Origin of the sequence: Streptomyces sp. NPDC057623, assembly GCF_042800355.1 — a bacterium.
Lineage (GTDB): Bacteria > Actinomycetota > Actinomycetes > Streptomycetales > Streptomycetaceae > Streptomyces.
Window position 1 is genome coordinate 1 of record NZ_JBHVGZ010000022.1, and the last position, 15,671, is coordinate 15,671.

At 70.8% G+C, this 15,671-nt stretch carries 9 protein-coding genes, 2 pseudogenes and 1 riboswitch; of the genes and pseudogenes, 6 read left to right on the plus strand and 5 right to left on the minus strand.

All coding sequences use genetic code 11. The features are described 5' to 3' along the window. A partial coding sequence (locus tag ACFU95_RS22710) for a precorrin-8X methylmutase (protein ID WP_383830479.1) occupies positions 1-564 on the minus strand: 564 nt, incomplete at its 3' end. Continuing rightward, complete coding sequence (locus ACFU95_RS22715) at positions 554-1,819, minus strand: cobalamin biosynthesis protein CobG (protein WP_383830482.1); 1,266 nt, start codon at positions 1,817-1,819, stop codon at positions 554-556. The genes ACFU95_RS22715 and ACFU95_RS22710, both read right to left, overlap by 11 nt. A 94-nt stretch (positions 1,820-1,913) precedes the next feature. After that, positions 1,914-2,059, plus strand: a riboswitch (cobalamin riboswitch). A 30-nt stretch (positions 2,060-2,089) separates the two neighbouring features. On the opposite strand from ACFU95_RS22715, the gene cobN reads away from it, so the two are divergent. Continuing rightward, positions 2,090-5,674 (plus strand): cobaltochelatase subunit CobN, encoded by a 3,585-nt coding sequence (gene cobN, locus ACFU95_RS22720; protein ID WP_383830485.1) that lies wholly within the window; start codon positions 2,090-2,092, stop codon positions 5,672-5,674. 89 nt (positions 5,675-5,763) lie between these two features. Here the strand turns inward: cobN and ACFU95_RS22725 are convergent, their stop codons facing one another. Then, positions 5,764-7,419: a purine-cytosine permease family protein gene (locus ACFU95_RS22725; protein WP_383830488.1), complete on the minus strand. Its 1,656-nt coding sequence runs from the start codon at positions 7,417-7,419 to the stop codon at positions 5,764-5,766. 224 nt (positions 7,420-7,643) lie between these two features. Then, a pseudogene (locus tag ACFU95_RS22730) lies at positions 7,644-7,879 on the minus strand (ABC transporter ATP-binding protein); the annotation flags it as partial. A 317-nt stretch (positions 7,880-8,196) separates the two neighbouring features. On the opposite strand from ACFU95_RS22730, the pseudogene ACFU95_RS22735 reads away from it, so the two are divergent. Beyond that, positions 8,197-8,397, plus strand: a pseudogene (locus ACFU95_RS22735) (phospholipid carrier-dependent glycosyltransferase); the annotation flags it as partial. Positions 8,398-8,540: 143 nt separating this feature from the next. Here ACFU95_RS22735 and ACFU95_RS22740 read toward each other — a convergent pair. Then, the gene (locus ACFU95_RS22740; RefSeq protein WP_383830491.1) at positions 8,541-11,222 is read right to left on the minus strand and encodes a cellulosome protein; all 2,682 of its coding nucleotides are present in this window, start codon (positions 11,220-11,222) and stop codon (positions 8,541-8,543) included. Between the two features lie 329 nt (positions 11,223-11,551). On the opposite strand from ACFU95_RS22740, the gene ACFU95_RS22745 reads away from it, so the two are divergent. The 4 genes from ACFU95_RS22745 to ACFU95_RS22760 all read left to right on the plus strand — a co-directional run bounded on the left by ACFU95_RS22745 (position 11,552) and on the right by ACFU95_RS22760 (position 15,663). After that, positions 11,552-12,574 carry a LacI family DNA-binding transcriptional regulator gene (locus ACFU95_RS22745; RefSeq protein ID WP_383830494.1) on the plus strand — a complete coding sequence of 341 codons (1,023 nt, stop codon included), beginning with the start codon at positions 11,552-11,554 and terminating at the stop codon, positions 12,572-12,574. Between the two features lie 134 nt (positions 12,575-12,708). Continuing rightward, on the plus strand, positions 12,709-13,950 hold the full coding sequence (locus tag ACFU95_RS22750) for an extracellular solute-binding protein (RefSeq protein WP_383830497.1): 1,242 nt from the start codon (positions 12,709-12,711) through the stop codon (positions 13,948-13,950). Between the two features lies 1 nt (position 13,951). Then, on the plus strand, positions 13,952-14,851 hold the full coding sequence (locus ACFU95_RS22755; RefSeq protein WP_383830499.1) for a carbohydrate ABC transporter permease: 900 nt from the start codon (positions 13,952-13,954) through the stop codon (positions 14,849-14,851). Beyond that, on the plus strand, positions 14,848-15,663 hold the full coding sequence (locus tag ACFU95_RS22760; RefSeq protein ID WP_383830502.1) for a carbohydrate ABC transporter permease: 816 nt from the start codon (positions 14,848-14,850) through the stop codon (positions 15,661-15,663). The genes ACFU95_RS22755 and ACFU95_RS22760 overlap by 4 nt, the downstream gene beginning before the upstream one ends. Positions 15,664-15,671 lie beyond the last annotated feature (8 nt).

Genomic DNA, 15,671 nt, shown 5'->3' on the forward strand with positions numbered 1-15,671 from the left:
CTCCAGGCCCGACGCGTGCTGGGCCAAGGCATCCTTGGACTCCATCGCGCCGACGAAGCCGACCGGGACGCCGATGACGGCGGCCGGGCGCGGGGCGCCCTCCTCGATCATCTCCAGCAGCCGGAACAGCGAGGTCGGCGCGTTCCCGACCGCGACCACCGAGCCCTCCAGCCGGTCCCGCCACAGCTCCATGGCGGCCGCGCTGCGCGTGGTGCCCATCTGCGCGGCCAGCCCGGGGACGGCCGGGTCGGACAGGGTGCACAGCACGTCGTTGCCGGCGGGCAGCCGCTTGCGGGTCACACCGCTCGCCACCATCTGCACATCGGTGAAGATGGGCGCACCCGCACGCAGGGCCTCCCGGGCACGGGCCACCACCCCCGGCGAGTACACGAGGTCGCGCACCAGGTCGACCATCCCGCAGGCATGGATCATCCGGACCGCGACCTGACTGACGTCGGCGGGCAGGCCCGCGAGGTCCGCCTCCGCGCGGATGGTGGCAAAGGACTGGCGGTAGATGGCCGCACCGTCCTTCTCGTACTCGAACACCGTGCTCCTACAGGTCATGCGTGCGGGCCGCCGCCAAGTCGGCGGCGAGCTTCGATGGGTTGTCGGTCGTCGTCGTGGCGCGGACCCGGCCGCCTCGTACGACGGAGATCAGGTAGCCGCCGTCCGGGGCCGCGACGACGTCCACGTGATCGCCGCGCGGGCGACCGCAACGGCGCTCGCAACCGGACCAGTACGCCGGCAGCCCGCCGCCCGTGGTGAGCGACGCGGCCGCGTCCGTACGGATGTCCGCCCGCGACTTGGCGCAACCTGGCCGTCCGATGCAGGCACCGATGCCCAGCCAAGGGGAGTCCGGGTCCGTGATCAGACCGACGGAGTCTAGGCCGGGCAGCCGGTCGGAGCGCACTGTGGGAAGGATCACCCCGCGCCAGGGTGTGAGGCGCAGCTCCCCGGACACGGCCGCGGTCAGCTCCGTCCACTGCGCCGCGGTGAGGCGGCCCAGCGGGGCGAGAACGGAGAGGCTCGTCGTGCCGTCCGGGCCGGTGACGACGCCGGGGGAGGGGGAGATGCCGCTCGCGAGCGGCCAGGCCGGCGAGACCTGCCCGCCCCCCAGCCGCCGTACCACCTCGTGCGTCAACTCCTCGGCGGGCGACGGAAGTTCGGCCACCCGCCAGACCTGGCCGCCACTCGCCTCCAGGAACACCTCGGCGGCCAGCAACGCGGCCCTGGGCGCGTCCTCGGCGCTCAGGACGGCGACGGAACCGGCGGCCCCGATCCGCAGCCACCCACCCCCGTCCGGCGCGGCCCGCAGCGTCACGTCCGCATCGAGCCCCGCCACGTCCCCGCGCCCGTCGTCGAGCGCGAACAGGAACCGCCCGGACAGCCGGGCCGCCGCCTCGCTCGCGCACAGCAACGCGTCCAACGTCCGCAGCCACGGCCGTACGTCGGCGAAGCCGCGCCCGTCCAGCCCGGACAGGGGCGAGGCCACCACGTTGCGCACCCGCTCGTGCCGCCACGACGGCAGCAGCCCAGCCGCGTCCAGCCGGGTCGCCAACTCCCCGCCGCAGCCGGTCGTCAGACCGCGCAGCTGGACGTTTCCCCGCGAGGTCAGATGCAGTTCCCCGTCGCCCAGTTCGCGCGCCGCCCGGCCGAGATCCCGTGCCTGACCGACCTGAAGCACACCCCCGGGAATCCGGATCCGGGCGAGTGCGCCGTCGTCCGCCGTGTGCAGCCTCAGTGCGCCCGGGCATGCGTCGCCCCGGTCCCGTGAGACCCCTGTGGCCTGGGACGACGGTCGGATCGACGGCGTGGACATGGCGGCGAGCATACCGACCGCCCCGCCGACCGTATGCGCCGCCTCGGTAGGCCGACGCCTCTTCCCGCGCCCCCTGCCCGCGCCCCTTACTATGCTTCTCGGTGGATCATCCGGTCCGCCACCGCCACGACGGCGACAGGGGAGGAAGCCGGTGCGAATCCGGCGCGGTCCCGCCACTGTGAGCCCACCCCGCCAGGGTCGGGTGAGTCAGGAACTCCCGCCGTCAGACACCGCCCGGGGCGCGGACACCCCGAGGAAGGCCGACGCCGCATGATCCTTCTCCTGTCGACGTCCGACACCGACCTGCTCAGCGCTCGCGCGGCGAACGGCCCGGTCCCGTACCGCTTCGCCAACCCGGCCCGGCTCCCGCTCGACGACCTGCCCGCGCTCCTCGACGGCGTCGACCTGGTCGTCGTACGCCTGCTCGGTGGTCTGCGCGCCTGGCAGGAGGGCCTCGACCTGCTGCTCGCCGACGGCCGCCCGGTCGTCGTCCTCTCCGGCGAACAGGCCCCGGACGCCCAGCTGATGGCCGCCTCCACGGTCCCCGTCGGCATCGCCGCCGAGGCCCACGCCTACCTCGCCCACGGCGGCCCGGCCAACCTGGACCAGCTCGCCCGCTTCCTGTCGGACACCGTGCTGCTGACCGGGCACGGCTTCGAGGCACCGGCGCCCGCGCCGAGCTGGGGCCCGCTGGAGCGCGAGTCCCGCGCCGACGGCCCGACGATCGCCGTGCTCTACTACCGCGCCCACCACATGAGCGGCAACACCGCCTTCGTGGGCGCCCTGTGCGACGCGATCGAGGAGGCCGGCGCCCGGCCGCTGCCGCTGTACGTCGCTTCACTGCGGGCCCCCGAGCCCGAACTCATCGACGAACTGCGCGCAGCCGACGCCATCGTCACCACCGTCCTCGCCGCCGGCGGCACCAAGCCCGCCGAGGCATCGGCCGGCGGCGACGACGAGTCCTGGGACGCGGGCGCCCTGACCTCCCTCGACGTGCCGATCCTCCAGGCCCTGTGCCTGACCGGTTCGCGCACCGCCTGGGAGGAGAACGACGAGGGCGTCTCCCCGCTGGACGCCGCCAGTCAGATCGCCGTGCCCGAGTTCGACGGCCGGCTCATCACCGTGCCGTTCTCCTTCAAGGAGATCGACGAGGACGGCCTGCCCGCCTACGTCGCCGACCCCGAGCGCGCGGCCCGGGTCGCCGGAATCGCCGTACGCCACGCGCGTCTTCGCCACATCCCGGCCGCCGACAAGCGCCTGGCCCTGGTGCTGTCCGCCTACCCGACCAAGCACTCCCGGATCGGCAACGCGGTCGGCCTGGACACCCCCGCCAGCGCCGTCGCGCTGCTCAGGCGGCTGGTGGCCGAGGGCTACGACTTCGGCGACAGCGACATCCCCGGCCTGGTCTCCGGCGACGGCGACGAGCTGATCCGCGCGCTCATCGAGGCCGGCGGCCACGACCAGGACTGGCTCACCGAGGAGCAGTTGGCCCGCAACCCGGTGCGCATCCCGGCGGCCGACTACCGGCGCTGGTTCGCCACGCTTCCCGAGGAGCTGCGCACGTCCGTCGAGGAGCACTGGGGCCCGGCGCCCGGCGAGATGTTCGTCGACCGCAGCCGCAACAAGGAGGGCGACATCGTCCTCGCGGCCCTGCGCTTCGGCAACCTGCTGATCCTCATCCAGCCCCCGCGCGGCTTCGGCGAGAACCCCATCGCCATCTACCACGACCCGGACCTGCCGCCCTCGCACCACTACCTGGCCGCCTACCGCTGGATCGCCGCCCGCGCCGAGGACGGCGGTTTCGGCGCCGACGCGATGATCCACCTCGGCAAGCACGGCAACCTGGAGTGGCTGCCCGGCAAGAACGCCGGCCTGTCCGCCGCCTGCGGCCCCGACGCCGCCCTCGGCGACCTGCCCCTGATCTACCCGTTCCTGGTCAACGACCCCGGCGAGGGCACCCAGGCCAAGCGCCGCGTCCACGCCACCCTCATCGACCACCTCGTCCCGCCGATGGCCCGCGCCGACTCCTACGGCGACATCGCGCGCCTGGAGCAACTCCTCGACGAGTACGCCCAGATCTCCTCCATGGACCCGGCCAAGCTCCCGGCCATCCGCGCCCAGATCTGGACCCTCATCCAGGCCGCCAAGCTCGACCACGACCTCGGCCTGGCCGACCGCCCCGACGACGACGGCTTCGACGACTTCCTGCTGCACGTCGACGGCTGGCTGTGCGAGGTCAAGGACGCCCAGATCCGCGACGGCCTGCACGTCCTCGGCGCGCCGCCGCAGGGCGGCGACCGCGTCAACCTCGTCCTCGCCATCCTCCGCGCCCGCCAGATCTGGGGCGGCACCACCGCCCTGCCCGGCCTGCGTGAAGCTCTCGGCCTCGACGAGTCCGCCGCGACCCGTACGACCGCCGACGAGGCGGAGGAGAAGGCCCGCGCCCTGGTCCAGGCGATGGACGACGCGGGCTGGGACCCGGCCGCCGTACCCACCGAGCACGGCGAACAGGTCGCCGCCATCCTGGAGTTCGCCGCCCGCGAGGTCGTCCCGCGGCTCGCCGCGACCACCGCGGAAATCGACCACGCCCTGCACGCCCTCAATGGCGGCTTCGTCCCCGCCGGGCCCTCCGGGTCCCCCCTGCGCGGCCTGGTCAACGTCCTTCCGACGGGCCGCAACTTCTATTCCGTCGACCCGAAGGCCGTCCCGTCCCGCCTCGCGTGGGAGACCGGCCAGGCCCTCGCGGACTCGCTGCTGGAGCGCTACCGCACCGACAACGGCGAATGGCCCACCTCCGTCGGTCTCTCCCTGTGGGGCACGAGCGCGATGCGCACGGCCGGTGACGACGTCGCCGAGGCCCTCGCGCTGCTCGGCGTCCGCCCGGTCTGGGACGACGCCTCCCGCCGGGTGACGGGCCTGGAGGCCATCCCGTACGAGGAGTTGGGCCGCCCGCGCATCGACGTGACCCTGCGGATCTCGGGCTTCTTCAGGGACGCCTTCCCGCACACGATCGGGCTGCTGGACGACGCCGTACGGCTGGCCGCCTCGCTGGAAGAGCCCGCCGAGGTCAACCACGTACGCGCCCACGTCCAGTCCGACCTGGCGGCCCACGGCGACGAACGCCGCGCCACCACCCGTATCTTCGGCTCCCGCCCCGGTACCTACGGCGCCGGACTGCTCCAGCTCATCGACTCCCGCGACTGGCGCACCGACGCCGACCTCGCCGAGGTCTACACGGTCTGGGGCGGCTACGCCTACGGCCGCGAACTCGATGGCCGCCCGGCGCGCGACGAGATGGAGACGGCGTACAAGCGCATCGCGGTCGCGGCGAAGAACACGGACACCCGCGAGCACGACATCGCCGATTCCGACGACTACTTCCAGTACCACGGTGGCATGGTGGCCACGGTGCGCGCACTGCGCGGCACCGCGCCCGAGGCGTACATCGGTGACTCCACCCGGCCCGAGACGGTCCGCACCCGCACGCTGGTCGAGGAGACCTCGCGTGTCTTCCGCGCCCGTGTCGTCAACCCCAAGTGGATCGAGGCGATGCGCCGCCACGGCTACAAGGGCGCCTTCGAACTCGCCGCGACCGTGGACTACCTGTTCGGCTACGACGCCACGACCGGCGTGATCGCCGACTGGATGTACGACAAGCTCACCGAGACCTACGTCCTGGACCCCACCAACCGTGAGTTCCTCCAGGAGGCCAACCCCTGGGCCCTGCACGGCATCGCCGAGCGGCTGCTGGAGGCGGAGTCGCGCGGGATGTGGGAGAAGCCGGACCCGGCGGTGCTGGAGGCGCTGCGCCAGGTGTACCTGGAGACGGAGGGTGACCTGGAGGGCGGCGAGTGAGGCACCGCCGCCGCATGTGACACGGCGAAGGGCTCCCGCGAGCACCCGCTCGCGGGAGCCCTTCGCCGTGTCCCCGGGGTGAAGTGCCGTCAGGCGACGGTGGGTGCGGCCGGCAGTACGTGGTCGCCGAGCTTGTCCGTGCTCAGGCACAGGGAGCAGACCACGGCGTCGTGCGTCTGGCAGGCCGCCACGTCGGGGCGCTCGAACTGCTGTCGGCACACATGGCAGTCGTAGGTGACGGCGCTGGGGTTGCCGTCCTCGTCCAGGAGCGGCTCGTCGATGCCGTCGTCGGTGCGGCGCAGGTAGTACCTGCCCTTGGTGACGATCGCCATCAGCGGGGTGAGGACGAAGGCGATGAGGGCGGCGGCCACGGGGGAGTACGGCTGAAGGGTGTCGCCGAGTGCGTGGAAGTACATGGCGATGGAGAGGCCGGAGGCGGCGACGAAGGCCACCACGCCGACGGGGTTGACGGCGTAGAGCATGCCGCGGCGGAACTCGGGCTGCAGCGGGGAGAGCTTCAGCAGGTACTTGTTGACGCCGATGTCGGTGGCGACCGTGACGACCCAGGCGATGGCGCAGTTCGAGTAGAAGCCCAGGATGCTGTTGAGGAAGCTGAACATGTCGGCCTCCATCAGCACCAGCGCGAAGGCCAGGTTGACCAGGACGAAGACCATCCGGCCCGGGTAGCGTCCGGTGACCCGGGTGAAGGAGTTCGTCCAGGCGAGGGAGCCGGAGTAGGCGTTCGTCACGTTGATCTTGATCTGGCTGATCACGACCAGCGCCACGGCCAGCGGGAGGACGATCCAGGACGGCATCATCGCGTCGAAGGCGTGCTTGAACTGCTGGATCGGCTCGGGCGCGGCGGTCGGACCGACCTCGGCCAGGATGTAGACCGCGAGGAAGACGCCGATGGCCTGCTTCAGGGCGCCGAGCACCACCCAGCCGGGACCGGCCATGACCACGGCCGTCCACCAGGCGCGCTTGTTCGCCTCGGTCTTGGGCGGCATGAAGCGCAGGTAGTCGATCTGCTCGCCGATCTGTGCGATCAGGGAGAGACACACGCCCGCGCCGAGCAGCACGGCGGCGGTGTTGACGCCGCCCTCTCCGTCGGTGCCGGCGTAGGCGAGGAAGCGGTCGACCGTGCCCGGGTCGGTGGCGACCAGGTAGACCAGCGGGCCGACCATCAGCAGCAGCCAGATCGGCGTGGTCCACACCTGGAGCTTGCTCAGCGCCTTCATGCCGTAGATCACCAGCGGGATCACCATGAGGGTGGAGACCAGGTAGCCCAGCCACAGCGGCAGTCCGAGGCCCAGCTTCAGGCCCTGGGCCATGATCGAGCCTTCGAGGGCGAAGAAGATGAAGGTGAAGCTGGCGAAGATGACACTGGTGAGGACCGAACCGAAGTAGCCGAAGCCGGAACCGCGGGTGATGAGGTCCAGGTCGATGTTGTAGCGGGCCCCGTAGTAGGCCAGCGGGAAGCCGGTCACGAAGATGACGACCGCCGCCACCGCGATGGCGATCAGCGCGTTCCCGGTGCCGTGGGCCAGGCCGATGCCGGCGCCGATGGAGAAGTCGGCCATGTAGGCGATGCCGCCGAGGGCGGTGGTGGCCACGACCATGGGGCTCCAGCGGCGGTAACTGCGCGGCGCGAAGCGGAGGGTGTAGTCCTCCAGAGTCTCCTTGACCGCCTGGTCGGCGGATGGTGTCGGGTCTGTCGTTGCCGACCGTGACTCTGTGGTGCTCATGTCACGCCTCCCGGTGGCGCTCGGTTCGGGTGGTGGGGGGATGCGTGGGAGCCCCGCTTGGCGTCGTCGGCAGGACGGGGGAGTCGACGGATCGTCATGAGCCGTCAGGAGGGCCTGTATACGACTCCGATCCCACGGGCCGCCACGTTAGAAAGCGGTTGTTTCCGTGGGGGTTCGACTGCTGTGAACGCGATGTTTCCGGGATCTCACCCTGACCGGCTGGGACGGCTCAGCAGGTCCGGCGTCAGGCCGACGGTGGTGGCCAACTCGTCCACCCGGGCCGGTGTCTCCGCCCGGCGCCCGGTGGTGTGCGGGGGCTCGGCGATCAGGTCGGTGAGCCGGAGGCGGGGGTCGGCGGAGAGCCGGGGCCGCTGGAGAGGCGACGCCGAAGGCGGCGCGCAGGTCGCGCGGGGGGCGATGGCCGCCCACGCCCTACGGGTGCGCCATCGAGCAGCAGGGTCGCAGTCGTTCAGCTATTGCTGCGACTGGGGAGCTTGGGAGCTTGCCCATGGCCATGAGGCCCAAGTCATCCGATCGACGTCGTACGACTGAGGTCGTCCGATGACGAGTAGCAGCGTGTCGCGTGCCCACGTCCTCGACGGCATCCCTACGCCGGCGGCACCCGACAACTGGCGGGCACGTCTGCGCCAGTTCGGATACGTCGCCGGCCGTCGGGCCGACACCCGCGACCTTCTCGTCCCTCCCTTTCCCCGGCCCGCACGGGGGCACGGAGCCGCGCGGCCGACGGCCTGGCTGGGGCCCGTACTCGTCGCCGTCCTGGCCGGGGCGATGACGCTGGGCGCGCTGCTGGGTCCGCCGGGGGCGGGGGAGAGACGCCGGATGTGGGGTGCGGTGCCGGCGGGCGCGCTGGTACTGCTCATCGCCTGGAACTTCGTCCACTTCTTCCCGGTCTACACCGGGCAGACGATCCCGTACGCCGACTGGCACGCCAGGATGTGGCTCGACACCTGGATCTGAGACCCGGTGGGTGCCCCGGGAGACCTGGCTGATCCGACAGCCGGGCCGGCTTCATCGACGGAGCCGTCGAGAGCGGGGCCCGCGTGGCCGCCGCGTCCGCACCGGGCTGGACGAGGCGAACCACGCGGGCCGACCGGCTGTCGTCACCCGGCTGCCAGCGGTGTGACGGCGACCTGGTCGATCACCGGCGCGTACGGCGATCGCTGGTCGTACTGGTTGTAGGTGTCGCCGTCGAAGTCCGGGAGTTCCTCCGCGGTGAAGGTGAGACGGTTCGCGCCCTTCTTCAGGGTGACCGGAACGGTCAGCTCCCAGAAGTTGTTGAAGTGGAAGGTGGTGGGGAACAGCACGCGTCGGGCCGGCGCTCCGTTGACGGACAGATCGGCGTGGCGGGCGATCGGGTCGGGGTTGTAGTGGGTGGCGGGTGCCTGCTCGGCGTTCGAGTAGCGGATGGTCAGCGCATGCCGGCCCGGCTTGGCGGCGACCACGTCGAGGGTGAGGGCGTTGGCCTTTCCGTCACCGATGTCCGTGACGGCCTTGCCGTTCGTCGCGAAGGTGTAGGCGTCGGTCACCTTGGCCGCCCCGGAGAGCGTCCCGTTCTCGGCCTGGTACACGGTGGGCTTCAGCGTGTCCTGGGACCTGGCCACCCGTAGCCGGTCCAGGACCAGCGCGCCGGACCTGCCCGTCACCGTGATCTTGTTGATGCCGCCGGACAGGAACAGCCGGACCGTGTCCGTGCCCTTCCTGGTGCCTCCCGCCTTCGGCACGTCGAGAGGCTCGCCGTTGAGCGCCAGGCTCGCCCGGCCGCCGCCCAAGTGGTCGACGGACACGGTCGATTCACCGTCGACGGGGGAGTGGACCCAGAACGTCGCGGACGCGCCCTTCGGCAGCGGAACGGCGCCCGGCCCGGAGGCACCGGCGTAGCCGTAGCCGGGGACGCTCGCGCCGAGCGTCGCGTACTCGGCCTCGTAGATCGCCGGCGCGGTCACCTTTTCGTCGCGCAGGGCGAGGTCGATCTTGTCGATGATCGCGTCACCCTTGGTGACACCGAGGTCGGGGTCCTGCGCGGCGAGCGTGATCTTGTGCCGTCCGGCCGTCAGCCTCACCGTGGTGTCGGTGTGGCCCCACACCACCCACTTGTAGCCCAGTGGCAGCCGCAGCTCCTGTGGGTCCTTGTCGTCGACGCGCAGGAAGACGTTGGTGGGGCCCTGCTCCTTCACCAGGTCGTACAGGTTGTAGGAGTTGGCGAACACACTCAGGTCGTACGTACCGTCCCGCGGGACCTCGACATCGAAGGCGAGGACCCCGTCGGAGCCGGTGCGCAGCCCGCCCACGTTGTAGGCGCCCGATGTCGCGAACTTGCCGACGTCGGACGGTGTGCCCTCGGGGCCGTTCCTGGAGTAGCCCTTGCCGGTGTACGTGGCGTTCTCCGCCTCGTACGTCCTGCGCCAGCCCACCGAGGGTGCGTCCGGCGTCGAGCCGTTCCCGCCGGGGGAGAGGATGACCTGGTAGGCGGACATCTCGTTCATGCCGGTCATCGGCAGGGTGACGGTGCCGTCCTCGCCGACCGCGACCTCCTGGTCGGCGAGCCGGAGCGGCTGCGCCGAATCGCCGACCTGCCCGGTCCAGGGGATCTCCTGCACGGTGGCGCGCACCTTCGTGCCGAACAGGTCGCGGTCGATGTTGCGGAAGACGACGTCCGCGTCTCCGCTCTTGCCGCCGAAGAGCGCCCGGGACTGCTTCTTGCCCTGGTCGAGGGTGGCCACGCCCTGGAGGGTGTACTGCTGGTTGGGGTGCGGGGCGGTCACCTGGACGGTGTGCCCGGACATCTGGCCGTAGGCGTTGAACAGCCACCACTGGCCGTTGCCCTTGTTGGCCTCCACGGCGGAGTCGTTGAGGTTGCCGTCGATGTTCCAGTAGGCCAGATCGGCGTCGATCTTGGACTCCTCGATGGCGGAGACCCACTGGACGACCTGGCCGGGCACGGAGAGGTGGAAGTTGTGCCCGTACTCGTTGACGTTGATCGGCAGCGGGCCGATCCCGATCTCGCGCTCCCACTGCCGGTACTTGGCGACGCTCGTGCGCACCGTGGCGGGCGAGGACAGCTCGTGCCAGGTCATCACGTCCGGCACCACGTCGTTGTCCTTGGCGTACTTGAGGAAGCCCTTGACCTGGTCGAAGAGGACGGAGGTGTTGGGGCCGGCGATCCGGGCCTCCGGGTCGAGGCTCTTGATGAGGTGGTAGGTCTCCTTCCAGGCCGCGAAGTACTGCTGCGGGTCCTTGAGCCAGGAGACCTTGTCGTAGCTCCACTCGCCGGTCCCGAACATGTTGCCCTCGGGCTCGTTGAACGGGACGTAGACGACGTGGTCCTTGTAGGCGCCCATCGTCCTGACCTGCTCGACCTGTTTCCTGATCTTCGCCTTGAAGTCCGCGAGCCGTGCGGGACCGTCCGCGCCCGGCCACTGGTAGGGGAAGCCGCGGTAGATGTCGGTCATGTAGATGTAGACGTCCTTGCCGCCCGAGTCCACGAACGGCGGCAGCATCTCCAGCGCGTCCGCTCCCGGATGCTGCGGACCGTCCTGGGCCTTGGTGGACACCGTCCGCAGACGCATGCCCTCGATGAGGTTGCGGCTGGGCACGCCGTCGCCGTAGACGCCGTAGAGCGAGCCGGCGGCGCCGCCGTGGAAGGCGCCGGTGTCGGTGCCGAGGTCGATGACCAGCCGTTCCGGTTCCGCCGCCCCGGCGGTTCCGGCGGCAGGGCCGGTCAGGAGGGTGGCGAGGACCGCCGTCACGGCGGCACCCGCCGCCGTCGTTCTGCTTCGTCGCACTGAGGTCTCCGTGGATTCAGTATGGCGTGGACTGGGCGAAAGAAGTCGAACCGGTTCGACTGGGTTGTGGAAGCTAGCACCGGGGGAGATCGCCCAGCAATACCTCTGGCGCAACCTGTGTGTCACCACATCCCGGGCCTTCAGGGGCGATGCGAGAAGTGGATCGCCGGGTGTTGACAGCCGTCCGTGGTGGTTTCTACCGTCACTTCATGCGAACCGGTTCGACAACCGGGAGTCGCTCTCCTCCGCACCCCCCGACCCACCTGACCGGTAACCTGCTGTACGACGAGGTGTCGAACCGGTTCGAGCAATTCGAGCAAGGAGTTCCCGTGAACATCGGTGAGATCGCCCGACGGGCCGGTGTCTCGCGGAGCACCGTGTCCTACGCGCTGAGCGGCAAGCGGCCGGTGTCGGACGACACGCGCCGGAAGATCCAGCAGGTCGTCGACGAGCTGGGATACCGGCCCAGCGCCAGTGCCCGCGCCCTGGCCAACGGCCGGACCAGCACCATCGGCCTCGTCTTCCCGCCGGCCGGCCCCCACTACACCGGGATGCAGCTGGAGTTCATCGGCAGTGTCGTCGAGGCCGCCGCGGCCCACGACTACGACGTGCTGCTGTCACCGAGCGGCGTGGACAGCGACCGGTCGTTCCAGCGGCTGCTGGGGGAGCGGCGGGTCGACGGCGCCATCCTGATGGAGATCAGGCTGGCGGACGACCGGGTCGACCACCTGGCCGCGCTGGACTTCCCGGCCGTCGCCATCGGCCGCACCGCCCGTCCGGAGGGCGGCTGGTGGGTGGGCCTGGACCACACGGCCCTGGCGGCGGCGTGCGTCCACCATCTCGCCGACCTCGGCCACCGCAGGGTCGCCTTCGTCAACCGGCCCGAACAGCTGCTGCGGGCCGGATACGAGTCCGCGCACCGCGGCCTGGACGGCTTCACCAAGGCCGCGGCCGAGCGCGGGCTGACGGTGCGGACGTACTGCTGCGGGGACGACGCCGCCTCGGGCCAGGCATGCCTGGAGCGGATCCTGCACGACGACCCGGAGACCACCGCTCTGGTCACGCTCAACGAGGCCGCGCTGGGCGGACTGTACCGAGGTCTCGCCCAGGCGGGCCGCCATGTGCCGCGTGACTTCTCCGTCACCGGAGTGGTGGCGAGCCGGTGGGCGGAGACGGTGACCCCGCAGCTCACCGCGGCGGACGTGCCGGCGGCGGAGATGGGCCGGCGCGCCGTCGAACTGCTGGTCGAGCGGCTGGACACCCCGGACGCCCCAGCCCGGCACCACCTCCTGGCACCCCCGATCTCCCTGCGAGCCAGCACCGGCCCCGCCTCCGGCGCCCCGCAGCGCTGACCCGACCCCGCCCTCCTCCCGTACGCCCATCCCCCCACCGCCTCCCTTCGGCGTGCCCGTTCTCCCCACATCGCCCCTGCCTCGGCACCTCCATGCCCCATCGGCACCTCCTGCCATGAACGAAGGAACCCGCGATGCACAGCTCCCCCAGACGGCACCTCGCCGCCGTTGCCCTGACGATCGCCCTCGCCGCCACCGGCACGGCCTGCTCCTCCGGCTCGGGCGGCTCGGGCGCAGGCGGCGCGGACAGCGGCACGTACACGATCTGGGACCCCTACCCGCAGTTCGCCAAGGGCGCGGCCTGGCCGAACCTGCTGGACAAGTGCGGCACCCAGGCCGGCGTGAAGATCAAGCGGACCGGCTTCGACACCAGCGACCTGGCCAACAAGACGCTGTTCGCGGCCCAGCAGGGCAACTCCCCGGACGTCCTCGTCGTCGACAACCCGGTGGTGTCGACGCTGGCCGAGGCGGGCGTGCTCACCACCACCGACGACACCAAGCTCGACACCTCGAAGGTGGACCCCAACCTGCTCGCGGCCGGACAGTCCGGCGGCAAGACCTACGGCACCCCGATCGGCGCCAACACCCTCGCCCTCTACTACAACAAGGAGGTGCTGAAGGAGGCCGGTGTCGACATCGCCTCGGTCAAGGACTGGCCCTCGCTGACGGCGGCGCTGGCGAAGGTGAAGGGGGCGGGCAAGAAGGGCATCACCTTCTCCGCGATCGGCACGGAGGAGGGCAGCTTCCAGTTCCTCCCGTGGTTCTGGGGCGCGGGCGCGAAGCTGACCGAACTCGACTCCGCCGAGGCCGTCTCCGCACTGGCGCTGTGGAAGGACTGGCTGAAGCAGGGATATGCCCCCAACTCGGTCATCAACAACACCCAGACCACCAGCTGGCAGGAGTTCGCCGGCGGCGACTACGCCTTCGCGGAGAACGGCACCTGGCAGCTGGCCAACGCCCGGAAGGCGGGCTTCGACTACGGAGTCCTGCCCGTACCGGCCGCCGGCGGAGGCAACGCCGCCGCCCCGACCGGCGGCGAGTTCGTCACGGTCCCGGTCCAGGGCGACACCGGCCGCTACGCCACCTCCCGGAAGCTGGTGACCTGCCTGACCAGCACCCAGAACCTGTACGACACCGACACCACGCTGTCGTACGTGGCTCCCACGAGGGAGGTGCAGGACAAGCAGGTCGCGGCGAACGCCGAGCTGAAGCCGTGGGTCGACGCGGTCGAGGCGGCCCGGGGACGTACCAGCGACGACCTGGGCACCAGGTACCCCAAGATATCCGAGCAGCTGTGGAAAGCCGTCCAGTCCGCCCTGAGCGGCTCGAAGTCCCCGAAGGACGCGCTCACTTCGGCTCAGGCAGCGGTCAAGTGACATGCGCCCGATGAAGCAGACGCCCCGGCCGCAGTGGGCCGCCTGGGCGTTCCTCACCCCGGTCATCCTCTACCTGGCCCTGTTCTACGCCTATCCGCTCTACCGCAACGTCGACCTGAGCCTGCGCGACTACACCGTCCGCTCCTTCGTCCAGGGCGACGCGCCGTTCACCGGCCTGCGCAACTACCGGACCGTACTCGACGACCCGGCCTTCGCCCCGGCCCTGCTCCACACCGTGGTCTTCACCGCCGTGTGCCTGGTTCTGCAGTACGCGATCGGCCTGGCCCTCGCGGTCTTCTTCAACCAGAACTTCCGGCTCTCCGCCACCCTGCGCGCCCTGTTCCTGGTGCCGTGGCTGCTGCCGCTGATCGTGTCGGCCTCCACCTGGTCATGGATGCTGAACAGCGACTCCGGTGTGGTGAACGCCCTGCTGAGCGCGGTAGGCGTCGACCCGGTCAACTGGCTGACCTCCCCGTCCTGGTCACTGACCTCGGTGATCATCGCGAACATCTGGATCGGCGTCCCGTTCAACCTGGTCGTGCTCTACAGCGGCCTCCAGTCCATCCCCGCGAGCCTGTACGAGGCTGCGGCACTCGACGGGGCCAACGCCTGGCAACGCTTCTGGCGGGTCACCTTCCCGCTGCTGCGCCCGGTCTCCGCGATCACCCTCCTGCTGGGGCTGGTCTACACGCTCAAGGTCTTCGACATCATCTGGATCATGACCAAGGGCGGACCGGCGGACTCGTCCACGACCTTCGCCACCTGGTCCTACCAACTCGGCTTCGGCAACCTGCTGCCCGCCTTCGGCCCCGGAGCGGCCGTCGGCAACCTCCTGGTGGTGGCCGCCCTGGTCTTCGGCCTGGTCTACGTCCGGGTCCAGCGAAAGCAGGCGTTCTCATGAGGCGGCGCACCTGGGGAACGACCACCGTCGGCGTCCTGCTGACGGCGGTCATGCTCTTCCCCGTCTACTGGATGCTGAACGTGTCGCTCACCCGCGACCAGGACATGCGCAAGAGCCCGCCGGACCTGTTCCCGGTGCACGGCACCCTGGCCGGCTACCGCACCGTCCTGGACGAGCAGTTGCCCTACCTCGGCACCAGCCTCGTCATCGGCCTGGGCACGGTCCTGCTGACCGTCGCCCTCGCCGCCCCCGCCGGATACGCCCTGGCCAAGCTGCGCCCGCGCGGCGGCGGCCTGCTGAGCTTCGTCCTGCTGGCCGCGCAGATGATCCCCGGCATCATCATGGCGATGGGCTTCTACGCCATCTACCTCCAGCTCGGCCTGCTCCAGTCCGTCCCCGGCCTGATCGTCGCCGACTCGACCCTGGCGGTCCCCTTCGGCGTGCTCATCTTCACCGCGTTCATGTCCGGCATCCCCGACGAACTGCTCCAGGCCGCGCGGACCGACGGCGCCGGACCGTTGCGCACCTTCTGGTCGATCATCCTGCCGATGAGCCGCAACGCCGTCGTCACGGTGTCGCTGTTCGCGTTCCTGTGGTCCTGGTCCGACTTCGTCTTCGCCGGCACCCTCGTCAACGGCGGCGCCCACGAGCCCATCACCCTCGGCATCTACCACTACATCGGCAACAACAACCAGGAGTGGAACGCCATCATGGCCACCGCCGTCGTGGCTTCGCTGCCGGCCGCGGTCATCCTCGTCCTCGCCCAGCGCCATGTCGCCGCCGGCGTGACCGCCGGCGCCGTCAAGGACTGATCTCCACC